12 protein-coding genes and 1 pseudogene are annotated in these 16,034 nt (G+C 45.9%); 7 read left to right on the top strand and 6 right to left on the bottom strand.

Going from position 1 to position 16,034, the window contains the following annotated elements; all coding sequences use genetic code 11:
- The first annotated feature begins 119 nt into the window (after positions 1 to 119).
- Entirely contained in the window at positions 120 to 536 is a 417-nt protein-coding gene (locus NDI44_RS26235; RefSeq protein WP_190414526.1) for a hypothetical protein, read from the top strand.
- Positions 537 to 565: 29 nt separating this feature from the next.
- Here NDI44_RS26235 and NDI44_RS26230 read toward each other — a convergent pair whose 3' ends face one another.
- On the bottom strand, positions 566 to 2,440 hold the full coding sequence (locus NDI44_RS26230; RefSeq protein ID WP_190414507.1) for a PAS domain S-box protein: 1,875 nt from the start codon (positions 2,438 to 2,440) through the stop codon (positions 566 to 568).
- Between the two features lie 396 nt (positions 2,441 to 2,836).
- Between NDI44_RS26230 and NDI44_RS26225 the strand changes: the two genes are divergently transcribed.
- From NDI44_RS26225 to NDI44_RS26210, 4 genes are all read left to right on the top strand, one after another.
- Complete coding sequence (locus NDI44_RS26225) at positions 2,837 to 3,640, top strand: prolipoprotein diacylglyceryl transferase family protein (RefSeq protein ID WP_190414506.1); 804 nt, start codon at positions 2,837 to 2,839, stop codon at positions 3,638 to 3,640.
- A gap of 132 nt (positions 3,641 to 3,772) precedes the next feature.
- The gene (locus NDI44_RS26220; RefSeq protein WP_190414505.1) at positions 3,773 to 4,024 is read left to right on the top strand and encodes a hypothetical protein; all 252 of its coding nucleotides are present in this window, start codon (positions 3,773 to 3,775) and stop codon (positions 4,022 to 4,024) included.
- A gap of 67 nt (positions 4,025 to 4,091) precedes the next feature.
- The gene (locus NDI44_RS26215) at positions 4,092 to 5,516 is read left to right on the top strand and encodes a radical SAM protein (RefSeq protein WP_190414504.1); all 1,425 of its coding nucleotides are present in this window, start codon (positions 4,092 to 4,094) and stop codon (positions 5,514 to 5,516) included.
- A gap of 54 nt (positions 5,517 to 5,570) precedes the next feature.
- Entirely contained in the window at positions 5,571 to 5,888 is a 318-nt protein-coding gene (locus NDI44_RS26210) for a hypothetical protein (protein WP_190414503.1), read from the top strand.
- Between the two features lie 408 nt (positions 5,889 to 6,296).
- Here the strand turns inward: NDI44_RS26210 and NDI44_RS26205 are convergent, their stop codons facing one another.
- On the bottom strand, positions 6,297 to 6,623 hold the full coding sequence (locus NDI44_RS26205; protein WP_190414501.1) for a hypothetical protein: 327 nt from the start codon (positions 6,621 to 6,623) through the stop codon (positions 6,297 to 6,299).
- A gap of 182 nt (positions 6,624 to 6,805) precedes the next feature.
- Positions 6,806 to 7,816, bottom strand: coding sequence for a phosphoribulokinase (locus NDI44_RS26200; protein ID WP_190414500.1), 1,011 nt, complete (start codon positions 7,814 to 7,816; stop codon positions 6,806 to 6,808).
- Between the two features lie 552 nt (positions 7,817 to 8,368).
- On the opposite strand from NDI44_RS26200, the gene petH reads away from it, so the two are divergent.
- Positions 8,369 to 9,655 carry a ferredoxin--NADP reductase gene (gene petH, locus NDI44_RS26195; protein ID WP_190414499.1) on the top strand — a complete coding sequence of 429 codons (1,287 nt, stop codon included), beginning with the start codon at positions 8,369 to 8,371 and terminating at the stop codon, positions 9,653 to 9,655.
- Positions 9,656 to 10,209: 554 nt separating this feature from the next.
- The gene (gene ftsH2, locus NDI44_RS26190; RefSeq protein ID WP_190414498.1) at positions 10,210 to 12,096 is read left to right on the top strand and encodes an ATP-dependent zinc metalloprotease FtsH2; all 1,887 of its coding nucleotides are present in this window, start codon (positions 10,210 to 10,212) and stop codon (positions 12,094 to 12,096) included.
- Positions 12,097 to 12,211: 115 nt separating this feature from the next.
- On the opposite strand, the gene NDI44_RS26185 is transcribed toward ftsH2, so the two are convergent.
- The 3 genes and pseudogenes from NDI44_RS26185 to NDI44_RS26175 all read right to left on the bottom strand — a co-directional run.
- The gene (locus NDI44_RS26185) at positions 12,212 to 14,248 is read right to left on the bottom strand and encodes an ankyrin repeat domain-containing protein (RefSeq protein WP_190414497.1); all 2,037 of its coding nucleotides are present in this window, start codon (positions 14,246 to 14,248) and stop codon (positions 12,212 to 12,214) included.
- A gap of 170 nt (positions 14,249 to 14,418) precedes the next feature.
- Positions 14,419 to 15,807, bottom strand: coding sequence for a photosystem II reaction center protein CP43 (gene psbC / locus NDI44_RS26180; protein WP_190414496.1), 1,389 nt, complete (start codon positions 15,805 to 15,807; stop codon positions 14,419 to 14,421).
- Positions 15,808 to 15,924: 117 nt separating this feature from the next.
- Positions 15,925 to 16,034, bottom strand: a pseudogene (locus NDI44_RS26175) (photosystem II protein D2); the annotation flags it as partial.

Here is a 16,034-nt window from a genome sequence, read left to right as displayed (position 1 = left end):
TAAGGCAAGAAGCAATGAATCAGGCAAGAGACGATCGCTGGGAGCAAGGGCGCAGAGGAGCTGGAGAGCCGGAGAGTGGGGAAGTACAGGATAATCTAGATTCAACTTCTCCTCTACCCCTGTGCCCTTCTGAACCTCTGACCCGCAACCCCCTCAGCCATGCTGATGACCCAAGCTTCCAACAGCAAGTGCAAAGGTTACACCGGCTGACTGTCTACGGCAGGTGGTTGGTCGCCGGGTTGCTTTGGATTACGATTGGTCCCTTGAGTCTCTGGGGCTTGCGCTACCCAATTTTTCTATTGCGGGAATACTTTACCTGGGCGGCAGTGCGATATGGACTTTATTACAATCCACTGCCAGCTCTGGGACTTGCTTTGTGCATTGGCATGACAGCTTCTGTATTGGTGTGGCAAAGCCGGAATATTTTACTAGGAATATCCAGCCGGGAACAACATCGCTTAGAGCAACAGGTATATCGGATTCGCCAGCAAGGGAAAAGTCATCCACTTTGGAAGTGGGTTTGTCAAGTCAATTAAAACTTTAATTTCTAACTTTTAATTGTTTCTCAGGCGCACCGAGACAGAGCTGGTTCGGAACGAGTCTGCCGAATCGGAATTTCAATTAAAAACTCTGCCCCCTTTCCCGGTTCGGAAACACAAGTCAATTGACCGCCGTGCTTTTCGACGACAATCTGATAGCTAATGGACAAGCCGAGTCCCGTACCTGTGCCTATCGGTTTCGTGGTAAAGAAGGGGTCAAATAACTTACGACGGACTTCCTCGTTCATCCCAGGGCCATTATCAGCAATCCGGATGGCGATGCGATCGCAGTCTTTGACCTCGGTACAAATCCGAATACAAGACTGGGGAGTCGGAGAGCCAGAAAGCCAGGGAGATACCATCTCCTGTGCCTGTTTGCTTCTGGGTCCGTCTGCCTCCTCCAGGGCATCAATCGCATTATTGAGGATATTCATTAATACCTGGTTGAACTGACCGGCATAGCACTCCACCAATGGTAGGTCGCCATATTCTTTAACGACCTCGATCGCCGGATGGGTAGCGGTAGCTTTTAAGCGGTCTTGCAGCAATCTCAGAGTGTTGTCAATGCCTTCGTGAATGTTGACCGACTTCTTTTCTGCTTGGTCATGGCGCGAGAAGTTCCGCAGAGAGGCGACAATTTGCCGAATGCGGTCAGCCCCTAACTTCATTGAGGAGAGCAGTTTGGGCATATCTGCGATCACGAAATCGAGATCGATTTCATCAATCAGATCCTGGATTTCCTCAGGGGGTTCGGGGGAGTGTTTTCCATAAAGTTGCAACAACTCGATCAAGCTTTGAATATAGTGAATGGCGTAGTCGAGATTCCCGTAGATGAAACTGACGGGATTGTTGATTTCGTGGGCAATACCGGCAACCAACTGTCCCAGACTGGACATTTTTGCACTTTGAATCAGCTGGGTTTGAGTTTGTTTTAATTCGCTTAAGGCTTGTTTTAGCTTTGCTGCTTTTTCCCGCAATTGCGCTTCTGATTGTCGCAAAGCTTTCTCCGCTTGCTGACGCTCTTTAACTTCCCTTTTTAGAAGCTCATTGGCGGCTTTTAATTCAGCGGTGCGTTCCTCGACTCGTCTTTCTAAGTCGTTATTTGCTTGTTCCAGTGCTGCTTGCGATCGCTTGCGTTCGGTGATATCCCTCGTTATTGTGGCAAAGCCGCGCAGCCGTCCATCTTCGCCTCGTAAAGCTGTCACGACAACATTTGCCCAAAACTGCGACCCGTCTTGGTGTAAGCGTAAAGTTTCCCATTCACACCGACCGTCTAATGCTGCCTTTTGTAGAACTTGCTCAGGTTTGCCGCTCCTGCTCTCGCTGGAAGGAAAAAAGCAGGAGAAATGCCGACCAATAATTTCCTCTGCCTGATACCCGTTGAGCCTCTCCGCCCCTTTGTTCCAACTAATAACTTTCCCGCTGGTATCGAGCATATAAATTGCATAGTCTTTGACATTTTTGATTAACAAGCGGAAACGCTCTTCGCTTTGCCGCAGTTCCTCTTCTGCCTGTTTGCGCTCGGTAATGTCACGGGCAGCGGCGTAAATTAATTGTTCTTCCGCGCACAGGGCGGCATTCCACAGCAGCCATTTGTAGGTTCCGTCTTTGCAGCGAAAGCGGTTTTCAAAAGTGACCGTCTCCCCGGTGCTGGATAGTTCCTGCAATTGAACCAGAGTAGATTCCCGGTCTTTGGGATGAATAAATGCAATCCACGGCTTGGCTAGAAATTCCTCAGATGTGAACAGGAGCGTTTTTTCGCACATCGGGTTCAGTCGCTTGAAATAGCCATCGAAACCAGCGATGAAAAACATATCCAGTGAGAGCGTGAAGAAACGATTATTCTCTGCTTCCACTTTGCTGCTCTCGGTAATTGGGGATTCTGCCGCTGGGATTGCCATTTTTCACTTTACCTACCTAGTTCGCTCAAATCATCTCCTTGATGCTTTCCCTGATGTTGACGGAGACTCTAGTCCTGATTAATTCTCAAATCTGGCGATGCATGTTTACACATCATATAGTTTTTTATTTATTACTTGACAGTTATTAACAATTTTTATGCGGAAGATTTAGATTTTGCATGTAAAATGCCTTGCCATATATTGCTGGCAAGAAATTTTTAATCCTTTAGCAGAGGATAGCAATCTTCTGTGAAGAGTTCCAGGAAATATAGCTTCTACAAGCTTGGGTGGGTATGATATCGTCTAGGCAACCTCTGTCTAGCTCCAGGCAACAGGGCTTGTCGGGTATATTTTCAAGCCACGAGGAGGCACTATCCTCAAGCGGAGATACAAATAATGAGTTTCCCGGTTTATTTGTGGCTGGGTTCGGTGCGGATTCACCCTCATATTTTGTTTGAGTCGTTGGCGTATGCGATCGCTTTCCGTTTATTAATCAAAAATGCTCGCAAAGATGCGATCGCACCCACGCAGCGCAGTTCGGTAATTGTCGGTGGCTTGGTAGGGGCGCTAGTTGGTGCGAAAGCGCTGGTTTTACTACAGCACATCGATTTAATTGGGAATAATTGGCAACTATTCTTTTTGGTTCTCCTTCAAGGAAAAACGGTCGTAGGGGCGTTACTCGGTGGATTGATTGGTGTAGAAATTACCAAGAAAATGATTGGTGTCAATCGATCTACCGGCGATGTTTTTGTTTATCCCTTGATTATGGGAACGGCGGTGGGACGGATTGGCTGCTTTTTGACGGGATTAAGCGATCGCACTTACGGCATTCCCACTCAATTACCTTGGGGAGTAGATTTTGGTGATGGCATTCCCCGGCATCCGACTCAATTATATGAAGTTATTTTTTTACTAATTTTAATGATATTTTTACAAATTCGCAGCTGCTACCATCGGCAAGAAGGCGAATTATTTAAGTTTTACATGGTTTCTTATTTAAGCTTTCGTCTATTAATTGATTTCATTAAGCCAGATTTTCATCCCATCTACGGGCTAAGCGCCATTCAGATTGCTTGTTTATTGGGAATTTTATATTATCGGAACAGCATTCTAAAATTGTTCGTTTTTGAATCATCTAATGCAATTTACTGTCAAGGGAAATCAAGAAAAAGTAATCATTCGCATTCAAGGGATAAATAATCTCATTGCAGACGATTATTGGGATAGAAATTGGATTAATTCAGAAATTGAGATAATCTTACCTGGCTATCACGCTAATTTTTTGGGTGATATACGGACTGAGGAAATATTTAGTTTCAAATATTTAGTTTCTTGGAACAACTTATAGAGATATCTCAAACGCTATCTGGTATTGCAGAGCTAAATACAATGGAAGGATTGATAAACCTAAAAGCAGAAATTAATAATTTAGGACACATCCAATGGACTGGAAAAACAACTTATCCAATTGGTAATGGCAACACTTTAACCTTTAATTTATCTAACGATCAATCTTTTCTCTCAAATCTTATAACTGAGTTGCAAATGATAACGAAGCATTTTTCTATAATTGGAAACCTGTGAATCCATACACCTAGAATCAATCAGGAAAGCTGCTCAACCGATTGTAATCATTTTAACAAAAAAATATATGCCTACTCGAAACTACCTTTTCTATGCTTTAACTAACAGCGTTTGCTCAAAATGTCTCGTCAAAGTCGAAGCAAAAATCATCTTTAAAGATGATTGTGTTTACCTAGTAAAGCACTGTGCTACTCACGGACATCAAGAAGTTTTAATTGCTGATGATATCGATTATTACAAACTATCCCAGGAATTTATCAAACCAGGGGATATGCCGCTGAAATTCAATACTCCTATAAAATATGGCTGTCCCTATGACTGCGGACTTTGCCCCGATCACGAACAACATAGCTGTTTAACTTTAGTAGAAGTAACAGACCGCTGCAATCTTTCCTGCCCAATTTGCTATGCAGATTCCGGAACAGAAGAAGTTTCTCAACATTCTAGTCAATACCGACGTCATCGCACCTTAGAGCAAATTGAAAGAATGATTGATGCAGTGGTGGCGAATGAAGGAGAACCCCAGGTTGTGCAAATTAGTGGGGGCGAACCAACGATTCATCCAGAGTTTTTTAAAATTCTGGATATTACTAAAAGTAAGCCAATTCGCCATTTAATGATCAATACCAATGGTATTAAAATTGCCAAAGACCGAAATTTTTGCGATCGCTTAAGTCAATATATGCCCGGAATTGAAGTCTATCTCCAATTTGATAGCTTTGAGGCGGCAGCATTAGAGGAGTTACGTGGGGCAGATTTGCGAGAGATTCGGGAACAAGCGATCGCACATCTCAACGAGTTTAACATCTCTACAACTTTGGTCGTTACCTTGAAAAAAGGGCTAAACGACGGCGAAATCGGCAAAATTATCGAATACGCCTTGCAGCAGCGATGCGTGCGGGGTGTTACCTTTCAACCGATTCAGGCAGCAGGGCGTCTGGAGGGATTCGAGCATGAGCGCGATCGCTACACTCTCACAGAAGTTCGTCGCTCTATCTTACAGCAGAGTCCCTATTTTAAACCAGAAGATATTCTCCCAGTTCCTTGCCATCCCGATTGTTTAGCAATGGCTTATGCATTGAAAGTAAAGGGCAAAGTGATACCCTTAACTGGACTTTTAGAGCCAAATACCTTTGTAAAAATCATGCCAAATTCTGTTCTTTATGAACAGGATGATGAGCTAAAGCGAAATATTTTTAATTTGTTTTCCACTAGCCATTCACCCGCATCTTCTGCAACATCTTTAAAACAGTTACTTTGTTGCTTGCCACTACTACCTGTTCCTGAAGGAATTACCTACGAAAATATATTCCGGGTGATGATTGTACAGTTTCTCGACCCCTTTAACTTCGATGTCCGTTCTGTGAAGCGTTCCTGTATCCACATTGTGCATCCCGATGGGAGGATTATTCCATTTGATACGTTTAATATGTTTTACCGCGAGGGAAGTGCTGGATATCACTTGGTTAATAATCGTCCCCTCTTGGTTTAATCTATCTAAAACCATTATTAACAACAAATATTAGTTTAATTCAGCAGGAGTTTTATGGAACATCAAAATGAATTTCTTGGGGTACTTTCCGGAATGCTGTTGTTATTAGGTATGCATCTTATCGCCGGTCTAGCAGTATTTTTAGTAAGTTTTCCTATTGCTGCTTTGCTAGGAGGAGGATACGCTATTTTAATCGTTTGGGCGTTTTCTGCTATTTCTATATTCTTATGGCAGCTTTTATATGTGATTCCGCTTATTTTTTGGCTAAGACGGCGACAGCGAAGGGCAATGGTGAAAGGGGTAATTATTTGTGCAGTTCTTACCGCTTTATTAAATGGAGCCTGCTATTTACTGTACTTTAGTCCTAAATAAAACCCTAGATTTTATAACACTTTAATATAGCAGCAATAATTTCATGTTTATAAGAACAAAATTATGCGCTCAAGGAATGAAATCACTGAAATGATTAGCGGTATATTCTTAGTATTAGGAATACATATTTTAGTTTGGATTATTTTAGAATTTTTATCGTTTATAATTGTAAATTTATTGTCTATTTATAGCATTGCTCAAATTCTAGCAATATTAATTTTTTCTATTGGATTGTCTCAACTTCTGTATGTAGTCCCAATAATTTTTTGGCTAAGACGGCAACAAAGATGGGGATTGATGAAAGGAGTGATTATTGGTGCAGTTCTTACTGCTTTACTCAACGGTGGTTGCTGGATCTTAATCCTTTCGGTAAGCCGGTAAATATTACAATTCTCCGACCCAGTGGCACTAGATTGAGTGGCTGCTATTCGCGCCTTTTTTAGTCTTCTTTTCGATTTTGAAAGAAATGGGACGAGGCGATTGAGGCGTGAGGTTCGATGGAGATTGGCTAGAAACAGAACGCATGGCTAGCGGCGTCTGGCCTTTAATCGACGCTGGTTCGTCTTCGTGGCTTCGCAAAAAAGGAAAGCTAGATAGTTTGTCGTAGTTAGATGCGATCGCTAAAAACGCACCTCCCAGAATATACACCGGCAACGGCAGCGTGAACTGTTTCAACCACTGATAGATTTCTGCAAAGCCAAACAGCAGCAAAAAACTGGCAACCCACACTCTCATATTTCTACTCAACCCAATCCCAAAATTTATATCTCTATTAAAACCTAGATACCTAAAATAAAATGCGAGAGCCTTTTGTCAGTCTCTCGCGTCAGCAATTCACTTAGATAGCCCTTGCTAGAAGGCTTTGAACGCAGTCGTAGGGACTCACGAGCGTGCATCCCTACCCTTGGGGGTCTAGTTTATACTTTCGTCGCTGCCAACGGTTGGCTCTTTCCAGACGTTAACCGCTCGTAGGTTGCCCGCATCTTCAGACCGACCAGCACTTGGAACAAGCCAGTTCCGTTATTAGAGCCTGGATATTCCCGATGCTTGAGCAACAGTTCGGTCAGTTCCCCGTGGTACTTAGCCGCAGTCTTGCTGAGGTGGCTTTCAATGTAGATGACTTCCTCTAGCTTGTCGAACTGACCATCTACTTCCAGAACGGACACCTCATGACCATAGTAAGAGTCTGGGCCATAGTACATCTTGATGCCAGGGTAGCCGCAGGTTAGCTTACGACCGCAGGGTCTCCAATCAATCGTAGACCCTTCATCAAATAGATAAGCTGGCTCAAAGCCTTCCACGCCATCGCGCTGAAGCAAGCGCACCCGCAGGATTTGACCTACCTTCTCTTCCTTGACTAATTGCGTCGGCAACACCTGGATCACAACGTCAGCGTGTTCCTTCTGCGGCTCGATGTAGGCAGTAAAATCTGGGCGGCGAGCGTTGATGGCAGCGAGTACGTCTTCGTATCGGTGCCCGCGCTCAGCCATATCCCGCTGAATCTTCCAGGCAATCTTAACGTCATCGCTGATGTCGAGATAAACGCTGAAGTCGAGGAGCGATCGCACCCGCTCATCATACAAAGGATGAAGCCCCTCAATCACAATAATATGGTTAGGATCGACTCGCTCTGGAGGATCGATCTCGCCGGTTTCGTGGTTGTAAATTGGCTTTTCAATGGACTGACCGTTCTTGAGCGCTTTGATCTGCTCGGCCATCAGATCGAAGTTATTCGCCTTGGGGTTCAGCGCCGTAATTCCAGTTTCTTTGCGCTGTTTCCGATCCAGGCTATGGTAATCGTCCAGGCAAATCACCGTGACGAAATCTTCCCCAAACAAATCTGTTAATCGGCGCAAAAATGTAGATTTACCGCATCCGGAGTCTCCAGCAACACCAATTAGAACCACGCGATCCAGCTGACTGGTCATAGCTTCCCTCTAACGCAAAAAATTTTTTCTCATTGAGTTTTAAGCAATCTAAATCCTCAGCCCGGAGGGCACCCCGTTGGTTACTCTTGCAGCTCTTGCGACACAGCAAGAAGGCATAACCAGTAGGAGCTTACAGCACCCTAGAGTAAGGCCCGTTGGGGAAGACTCAAGCTTCGTCCAGTAAGTATTTAATACTAGATGTTACACAGTATCTTACCAGAACGGGATAGACGCTACAAGCTAACCCCAGTGGAATCATCTCGCTCAGTATTTATGCTACGGCGTGCCGTGCATTTTTAGAAAGGAAAAATTAAATTGACTCAATGGAGACATTATTTAAATAAATTGCTGGCTACCCTAAAAAAAGCTAGCGAAGGGTTTCCGAATCGCCATCCGGCGAGGAAGAATATCCCTAATATTAGCGACGTTAACTATCCAGATTCAGTCATTGCCCTCTTTTACCTGCCCTCGGTCAGCAGAGCGATATGTGGTGGAAAGACCGCTTTGTAGCAGAATGTTAACAGAAGGTGGGTTCGGAGATATTTAAGAGCAATGTACAATTCCACAGCAGCCAACGGTACTGCCAATTCAGAATCTGGTAGCCGCGTCTTTGTTTATGAAGTGGTGGGCCTGCGTCAGAACGAAGCAACTGACAACGTAAACTACCCGATTCGTCGTAGTGGCAGCGTGTTTATCACAGTGCCCTACAATCGCATGAATCAAGAAATGCAACGGATCGCTCGTTTGGGCGGCAAAATTGTCAGCATCCACCCTCTGGGTGCTGACAACGGAGCAAATGGCTCTAAGGGTAGCTCCCCCAGCTCCCCTGCTGCCGCAAGCGTTGAGTCAAGTGCAACGAATGCTCCTGCCACTTCGCAAACCGTCGCACAGGACACTCAAGCACCAAAAGAGAGTAAGCCTATGACTCAAGCGAAGGAAAAAACGGAAAAAGATATTCCCGTTAATATCTACCGCCCGAATAATCCCTTTATTGGTAAGTGTCTGAGTAATGAAGAGTTAGTTGGTGAGGCTGGGATCGGCACCGTTCGTCACCTGATCTTTGACATCTCCCAAGGGGATCTCCGTTATTTAGAAGGTCAAAGTATTGGCATCATCCCGCCGGGAAATGACAACAAGGGCAAACCCCACAAACTAAGACTGTACTCGATTGCCTCGACTCGTCATGGCGACAAGGTTGATGACAAGACTGTATCGCTGTGTGTCCGGCAACTAGAGTATAAGCATCCAGAAACGGGCGAAATGGTCTATGGTGTTTGCTCTACCCATCTGTGCAATCTCCAGGTTGGGGACGATGTGAAAATTACCGGACCAACTGGTAAAGAAATGTTGTTACCAGAAGATCCGAATGTCAACGTGATCATGTTGGCAACCGGAACGGGTATTGCGCCATTCCGCGCTTACCTGTGGCGGATGTTCAAGGAAAATGAAAGAGCAGTTAACACCGACTACGAATACAAGGGTTTAGCTTGGCTCATTTTCGGGATTCCCACCAGCCCCAACATCCTGTACAAGGAAGAACTTGAAGAACTGCAACAGCAGTACCCTGAAAACTTCCGCCTCACCTATGCCATCAGCCGGGAACAGAAAAACCCCGAAGGCGGCAGAATGTACATTCAGGATCGGGTGGCTGAACACGCTGATGAACTCTGGAAAATGATTCAGCAAGAGAATACCCACACCTATATCTGCGGTTTGAAGGGTATGGAAGGGGGCATTGATGAAGCCCTCTCCGCCGCTGCTGCCAAGGATGGGGTGACTTGGAGCGAATACCAAAGAACGATCAAGAAGGCTGGTCGTTGGCACGTAGAAACCTACTAGGTTACTACTGGCTGGAAGTCCTGCCTAGTCGTCTCTCCTTGACTCTCATAAAAACCCAGTTTCTTAAAGAAACTGGGTTTCTCAGTTTGATGGCGCTCGCTTCAAGTTAACTGGCGCGTCTGTCTTACCAGAATTGAAACTGGGAAGCAGGCGCGTCAATCCTTTGGAGGAAGGTTATTTTCCTGATTCATTGCAAGATATTCAGGCGTGGGTCTAGATTAGCACAGCCGAATATCTTCAATGATTATTTTTTGTTGACAAAAACCCTTAAATAATATATGTAAAGCAGTTGGTTGATCCAATGATGAGAATTAAGTTAAATTTAATTAAGTTCACGTTTAAGGTGCCAATGTTCGCTCTATAGGGACAAGCCTAAATGTCCTGGTGGTAGCAAATCCAGCTCTTGGCTGGAATTTCCTGCCTAAAGTTTTGCTCGATTAGGTAAAAAAAAGGAATGTTTCAGTTCCTTCAATCAGCCCTCATCCCTAGTTTGTGATAACGCTTTATCTGCGCTGAATCTGCTTCTATTAGCCGTATCTAGAGACAACCGATTTATGAAATTTTCCTGGAGAATATTAGTACTTTGGACATTACCCGCCTTAGTCATAGGGTTTTTCCTCTGGCAAGGGGCATTTGCTGCTGCTCCCACCGACCTGGGCAAAAACACTGCTAGTACCCGCATGACCTATGGGCGCTTTTTGGAATACCTAGATGCCCAAAGAGTTACTAGTGTTGACCTCTACGATGGGGGTCGGACAGCAATTGTCGAAGCCGTCGATCCGGATCTGGATAACCGCATCCAACGGCTGCGGGTAGATTTGCCAACCACTGCCCCAGAATTGATTGCTAAGCTCAGAAACGCGAATATCAGCTTTGATACCCATCCCGCTCGCAATGATGGAGCTATCTGGGGATTTTTGGGGAATTTAATTTTTCCGATTTTGTTGATTGCTGGGCTGTTCTTCCTATTCCGTCGCTCTAGCAACATTCCTGGCGGTCCGGGGCAAGCCATGAACTTCGGGAAATCAAAAGCCAGATTTCAGATGGAAGCCAAAACCGGCGTCAAATTTGACGACGTTGCTGGCATAGAAGAAGCCAAAGAAGAACTCGAAGAAGTCGTTACCTTCCTCAAACTACCAGAGAAATTCACCGCCGTCGGTGCGAAAATTCCCAAAGGCGTTCTGCTAATCGGTCCTCCCGGAACCGGGAAAACATTACTCGCCAAAGCGATCGCTGGGGAAGCCGGAGTTCCCTTCTTCAGCATCTCCGGAAGTGAATTTGTGGAAATGTTCGTCGGCGTCGGTGCATCCCGCGTCCGCGACTTATTCAAAAAAGCCAAAGAAAACGCACCCTGCTTAATCTTCATCGATGAAATCGACGCAGTGGGACGGCAAAGAGGCGCAGGCATCGGCGGCGGAAATGACGAACGGGAACAAACCCTCAACCAGCTCTTGACAGAAATGGATGGGTTTGAAGGTAATACCGGGATTATTATCATTGCCGCGACCAACCGTCCCGATGTTCTGGATTCAGCGCTGTTGCGTCCGGGACGTTTTGACCGACAAGTGATGGTGGATGCACCGGATCTCAAGGGACGCCTTGCGGTTCTGGAAGTCCACGGACGGAACAAAAAAATTGCTCCCGAAGTTTCCTTAGAAGCGATCGCCCGACGCACCCCAGGCTTTACAGGTGCTGACTTAGCGAACCTGCTCAACGAAGCCGCCATTTTGACCGCTCGTCGTCGCAAAGAAGCCATCACAATGATGGAAATCAACGACGCCGTTGACCGGGTGGTAGCGGGGATGGAAGGCACGCCGTTAGTGGATAGCAAGAGCAAGCGACTGATTGCCTACCACGAAGTGGGACACGCGATCGTCGGTACCCTAGTGACTGACCACGACCCAGTCCAAAAAGTCACCCTTGTGCCAAGAGGTCAAGCGCGTGGCTTAACCTGGTTCACTCCCAATGAAGATCAAGGCTTAATCTCCAGATCCCAGCTACTAGCACGCATTACCGGCGCTTTAGGCGGACGTGCGGCGGAAGAAGTCATCTTTGGCGATTCCGAGATTACGACTGGTGCTGGCGGAGACTTGCAACAGGTGACCGGATTGGCACGGCAGATGGTGACGCGGTTCGGAATGTCTACCCTCGGCCCACTGTCGCTAGAAAGCCAAAGTGGTGAAGTGTTCTTGGGACGCGATTGGACGAGCCGTAGCGAGTATTCTGAGGAAATTGCTTCCCAGATTGATGTGCAAGTGCGGTCCATTGTCGCTAAATGCTACAAAGATGCCTGCAAGATCATGAGCGACAACCGGGAAGTCATCGATCGACTCGTAGACTTGTTGATTGAGAAGGAAACCATTGACGGTGAAGAGTTCCGCCAAATTGTTGCTGAGTACACAGATGTACCGGAAAAAGAGCAATTTGTGCCGAGTTTGTAAATAGTTTTGAGTTTTGAATTAATTCATAACTCTTGAGAATATGGGGATGAGGTGACTCATCCCCATTTTTTGTTTGTGCTGGGAGGAAGGTGAATGCGATCGCGATATCTTCCCATTAAAAATTTTGCGACTTAGTAGCACCCGCTTGCTTGAGTAATTCAATCACCTCAGCGTGTTGTCCGCCTTTGTGATGTCCCTCCAGAATGCCCAACTCAGCATATTCAATAGGATTACAGAAACCTTCTGCATTCACATCTGCACCTGCTTCTATCAAAGCACGAACAATATCAAGATATCCCTTATTGGCAGCATAAAGTAACGGATTAAAATATCCTTCAATGATTCTTTGGTTTACGTCTGCACCCGCTTCAATCAGCATTCTCACGATTTCATAGTGTCCGCTTGAAGCTGCATTGCATAACGCGGTGCTATTGATCCTGTGATTAACGTTTGTGCCTGCTTGAATTAACGCTCTAACCTGTTCTACATTTCCGTCATCAGCTGCTTGAATTAAGGCAATTTCATTCATTCCCTCTTCTGAAGCACCAGCTTGTTTGAGCAGGCGAACAATTTTAGGATGTCTGTCACCCTCAGCCAGCATCATCGCTGTATTGCCATTATCATCTCTGGCATCCAGGTCGGCTCCTGCTCCAATTAACGCCTGTGTTGAATCCGCGTAGCCAGCGATCGCAGCACACATCAGGACGGTACGACCATCCTTACCTTTGAGGTTGATGTTCGCCCCCGCTTCCACTAACATTTTGACCACCTCAGCGCGTTTGCCTGTTGCGAAAAAGCTTTCAGCTACGTGCATCAAAGCGGTTTTCCCCTCACCAAGTCCATCTTCTTCGCTCAAAATATCTAACTCAGCACCTGCATCAATTAGAGTTTGAACTACGGGAATATGAACGTAATTAGCCGAATACATTAGCGCAGTTTGTCCGTTAGAGCCAATGGCATTGATGTCTATCCCCTTCTCAATAGCTGCTTTTACCGCTTCGACTTTTCCAAACATTGCCGCATCCATGAAATTTTCGACATCCTTCTTCTGTAATCGCTCCTTTTTCTTGACACCTTTCTCAATTTCTCTCTCCCCATACTTCCGGATATCTTCAGCAACTAAGGGATACAAATAGTCGTAGATTTCACGATGCCCGTTATAAGCTGCGTAGCGCAAAGGAGTATTAGAGCCTTCATACCAAGCATTAACATCAGCTCCTGCTTCTACCAGCATTTGCACCATCTTAAATTGACCGTTGTTAGCCGCTCCCATTAAAGCTGTGTAACTACCTTTGGGGTAGTTGATATCTACGCCAGTCTTCAGCAGAAGCTGCATGATTTCTATATTTCCATGTTCCGCAGCTAATGCTAGAGAAGAGCAACTAGTATCTCCTCCTAGAGGGTTAGCGCCTGCCTCAAGAAGAACTCGAACAATCTCAACTTGTCCATACTCAACTGCTATGCCTAAAGGTGTGAATTCAGAATTCAGGTCAAATCTATTAACTTCAGCACCAGCAGCAATGAGGGCGTGGACAATTTCAAGCTGTCCATGTTTGGCAGTAACTACAAGAGGAACCGGATCATCCCAAGCTGTTGGATTGACCTCAGCGCCTGCTATCAGCAAAGCTTTTACAACTTCAACATGACCGGAAGCGATCGCTACTATCAATGCCGTCTTTTCTTCCTCCTCATCAAAATTTTCCTCTTCGTCAAACTCTACACCTTCATCTTGGGAGGAGTTTTGCTGCTCATTGGTACCCGCACTACTGATGCTGTTTTCATCTGAGAAAGCATCAACGAACTGCGTAAAGCCTGCAAAAAAGCCTTTTGCTTGATCGGGGGCATCTTCAAGCGCTTCGCTTATCATCTCGCCTAAACTGGCATTTCCCGGTACGGATGACACAGAAATAGTTGGGTTAAACTTGGGACTTTTAGCTATTCCAGACTTAGCATTGACATTTGCCCCTGCCTCCAGCAATGCCTCCACAATGTCTAGATTTCCGATGCTAGAAGCTAACACCAGTGGATGTTGACCCCTGGAATAATTCTTGCGGTTAGCATCAACTCCAGAATCTAGAAGTTGATTGACTTGCTCGACATCAGATGACTGAATTGCCTCAAATAATCTTTCAGTTTTGTTTTCAGCATTCACAAGTTTTCTGCACTCCAATATTGCACGGTAGCTGCAATTGATGCCGATAGCGTAGCCCTGATTTGAGGCAGCGTCCTGCGTGATTTTACCAATAACAAAAAGGCTCCTGTTGGAAAACAGGAGCCTTTTTATTTATCAGTTATAAGTCTCTAATTCAAAACTCAAACTAATTAGTCGAGGTCAGGCATAGATAGCACTGGCTCGGTTTCACGGTCAATTCCTTTCTCGAAACCAGCAGCAGCAGCGCGGGCGCGACCGGCGTGCCACAAGTGACCGACTAGGAAGAAGAAACCCATGACAAAGTGGAAACAAGCCAACCAAGAACGGGGAGACACGTAGTTAAACGAGTTGATCTCCGTAGCAACACCACCCACAGAGTTCAGTGAACCCAAAGGAGCGTGGGTCATGTACTCAGCAGCGCGACGCGCTTGCCAAGGTTGAATGTCGTTCTTGATCTTGTTCAGGTCAAGACCATTGGGACCGCGTAGCGGCTCCAACCAAGGGCCACGGAAATCCCAGAAGCGCATTGTTTCACCACCGAAGATGATTTCGCCGCTAGGAGAGCGCATCAGGTATTTACCTAAGCCAGTGGGACCTTGTGCAGAACCGACGTTCGCACCTAAGCGCTGGTCGCGGATCAGGAAGGTCATTGCTTGAGCTTGAGAAGCTTCAGGGCCAGTGGGACCGTAGAATTCGCTGGGATAAACAGTGTTGTTAAACCAAACGAAGCAAGAAGCAATGAAAGCCATCAAGGACACAGCACCGATGCTGTAGGAGAGATAAGCTTCTCCAGACCAGATCAAGGCACGACGTGCCCATGCAAAAGGCTTGGTGAGAATATGGAAAATGCCACCAGCAATGCAAATCAGACCAACCCAGATGTGACCGCCGACGACATCTTCCAGGTTATCAACGCTAACAATCCAGCCGTCGCCACCGAAGGGAGACTTGAGCAGGTAGCCGAAGATCACTGCTGGGTTGAGCGTAGGACTGGTAATGACACGAACATCACCACCACCAGGTGCCCAAGTGTCATACAAACCACCAAAGAACATTGCCTTAATCACCAACAGGAAGGCACCGATTCCCAAGAGGATCAGGTGAATCCCGATAATGGTGGTCATTTTGTTCTTATCTTTCCAGTCGTAGCCAAAGAAACCGGAGTATTCTTCCAGAGTTTCCGGACCGCGAATTGCATGGTAAATTCCACCCAAGCCTAGAACAGCGGAGGAAATCAGGTGCAAAACACCAACGACAAAGAAGGGGAAAGTGTCGATCACTTCTCCACCTGGACCCACACCCCAGCCTTGAGAGGCTAGGTGAGGCAGCAGGATTAATCCCTGTTCGTACATCGGCTTTTCGGGCACAAAGTGAGCGACTTCAAACAAAGTCATCGCTCCAGCCCAGAAAACAATCAGACCAGAGTGGGCAACGTGAGCGCCCAGCAGCTTACCAGACAGGTTGATTAGACGGGCGTTACCCGCCCACCAGGCGAATCCAGACGACTCTTGGTCGCGTCCGGCACCTGATACGAAACCACTATTAAATGACGTTTGCACGGGGTAAAACCTCTATTGTCATTAACCAAACAAGGTACCGACCTTAAGATTTTAAATTTTAGATTTTAGATTTTAGATGAATAATTATCCAAAATCTAAAATCCAAAATTCAAAACATTACAGTGCGTTACCGCGAGGCAGAACCTCTTCAGGGAAGATAAAGTTCTCGTGGGGTTGATCCTGAGGAGCCATCCAAGCCCGAATGCCCTCATTGAGCAGAATATTCT

This window comes from Trichocoleus sp. DQ-A3 (genome assembly GCF_039961975.1).
In the GTDB taxonomy this organism is placed as follows: Bacteria; Cyanobacteriota; Cyanobacteriia; order Cyanobacteriales; family FACHB-T130; genus FACHB-T130.
The sequence above is the reverse complement of the archived record's forward strand: the minus strand, read 5'-3'. Positions and strand labels throughout refer to the sequence as shown.

What these genes read in the sequence shown, in the direction of transcription:
- NDI44_RS26230 (WP_190414507.1), bottom strand. Translation starts at nt 2,440, where the DNA reads ATGGCAATCCCAGCGGCAGAATCCCCAATTACCGAGAGCAGCAAAGTG.
- NDI44_RS26225 (WP_190414506.1), top strand. Translation starts at nt 2,837, where the DNA reads ATGAGTTTCCCGGTTTATTTGTGGCTGGGTTCGGTGCGGATTCACCCT.
- NDI44_RS26215 (WP_190414504.1), top strand. Translation starts at nt 4,092, where the DNA reads ATGCCTACTCGAAACTACCTTTTCTATGCTTTAACTAACAGCGTTTGC.
- NDI44_RS26210 (WP_190414503.1), top strand. Translation starts at nt 5,571, where the DNA reads ATGGAACATCAAAATGAATTTCTTGGGGTACTTTCCGGAATGCTGTTG.
- NDI44_RS26205 (WP_190414501.1), bottom strand. Translation starts at nt 6,623, where the DNA reads ATGAGAGTGTGGGTTGCCAGTTTTTTGCTGCTGTTTGGCTTTGCAGAA.
- NDI44_RS26200 (WP_190414500.1), bottom strand. Translation starts at nt 7,816, where the DNA reads ATGACCAGTCAGCTGGATCGCGTGGTTCTAATTGGTGTTGCTGGAGAC.
- petH (WP_190414499.1), top strand. Translation starts at nt 8,369, where the DNA reads ATGTACAATTCCACAGCAGCCAACGGTACTGCCAATTCAGAATCTGGT.
- ftsH2 (WP_190414498.1), top strand. Translation starts at nt 10,210, where the DNA reads ATGAAATTTTCCTGGAGAATATTAGTACTTTGGACATTACCCGCCTTA.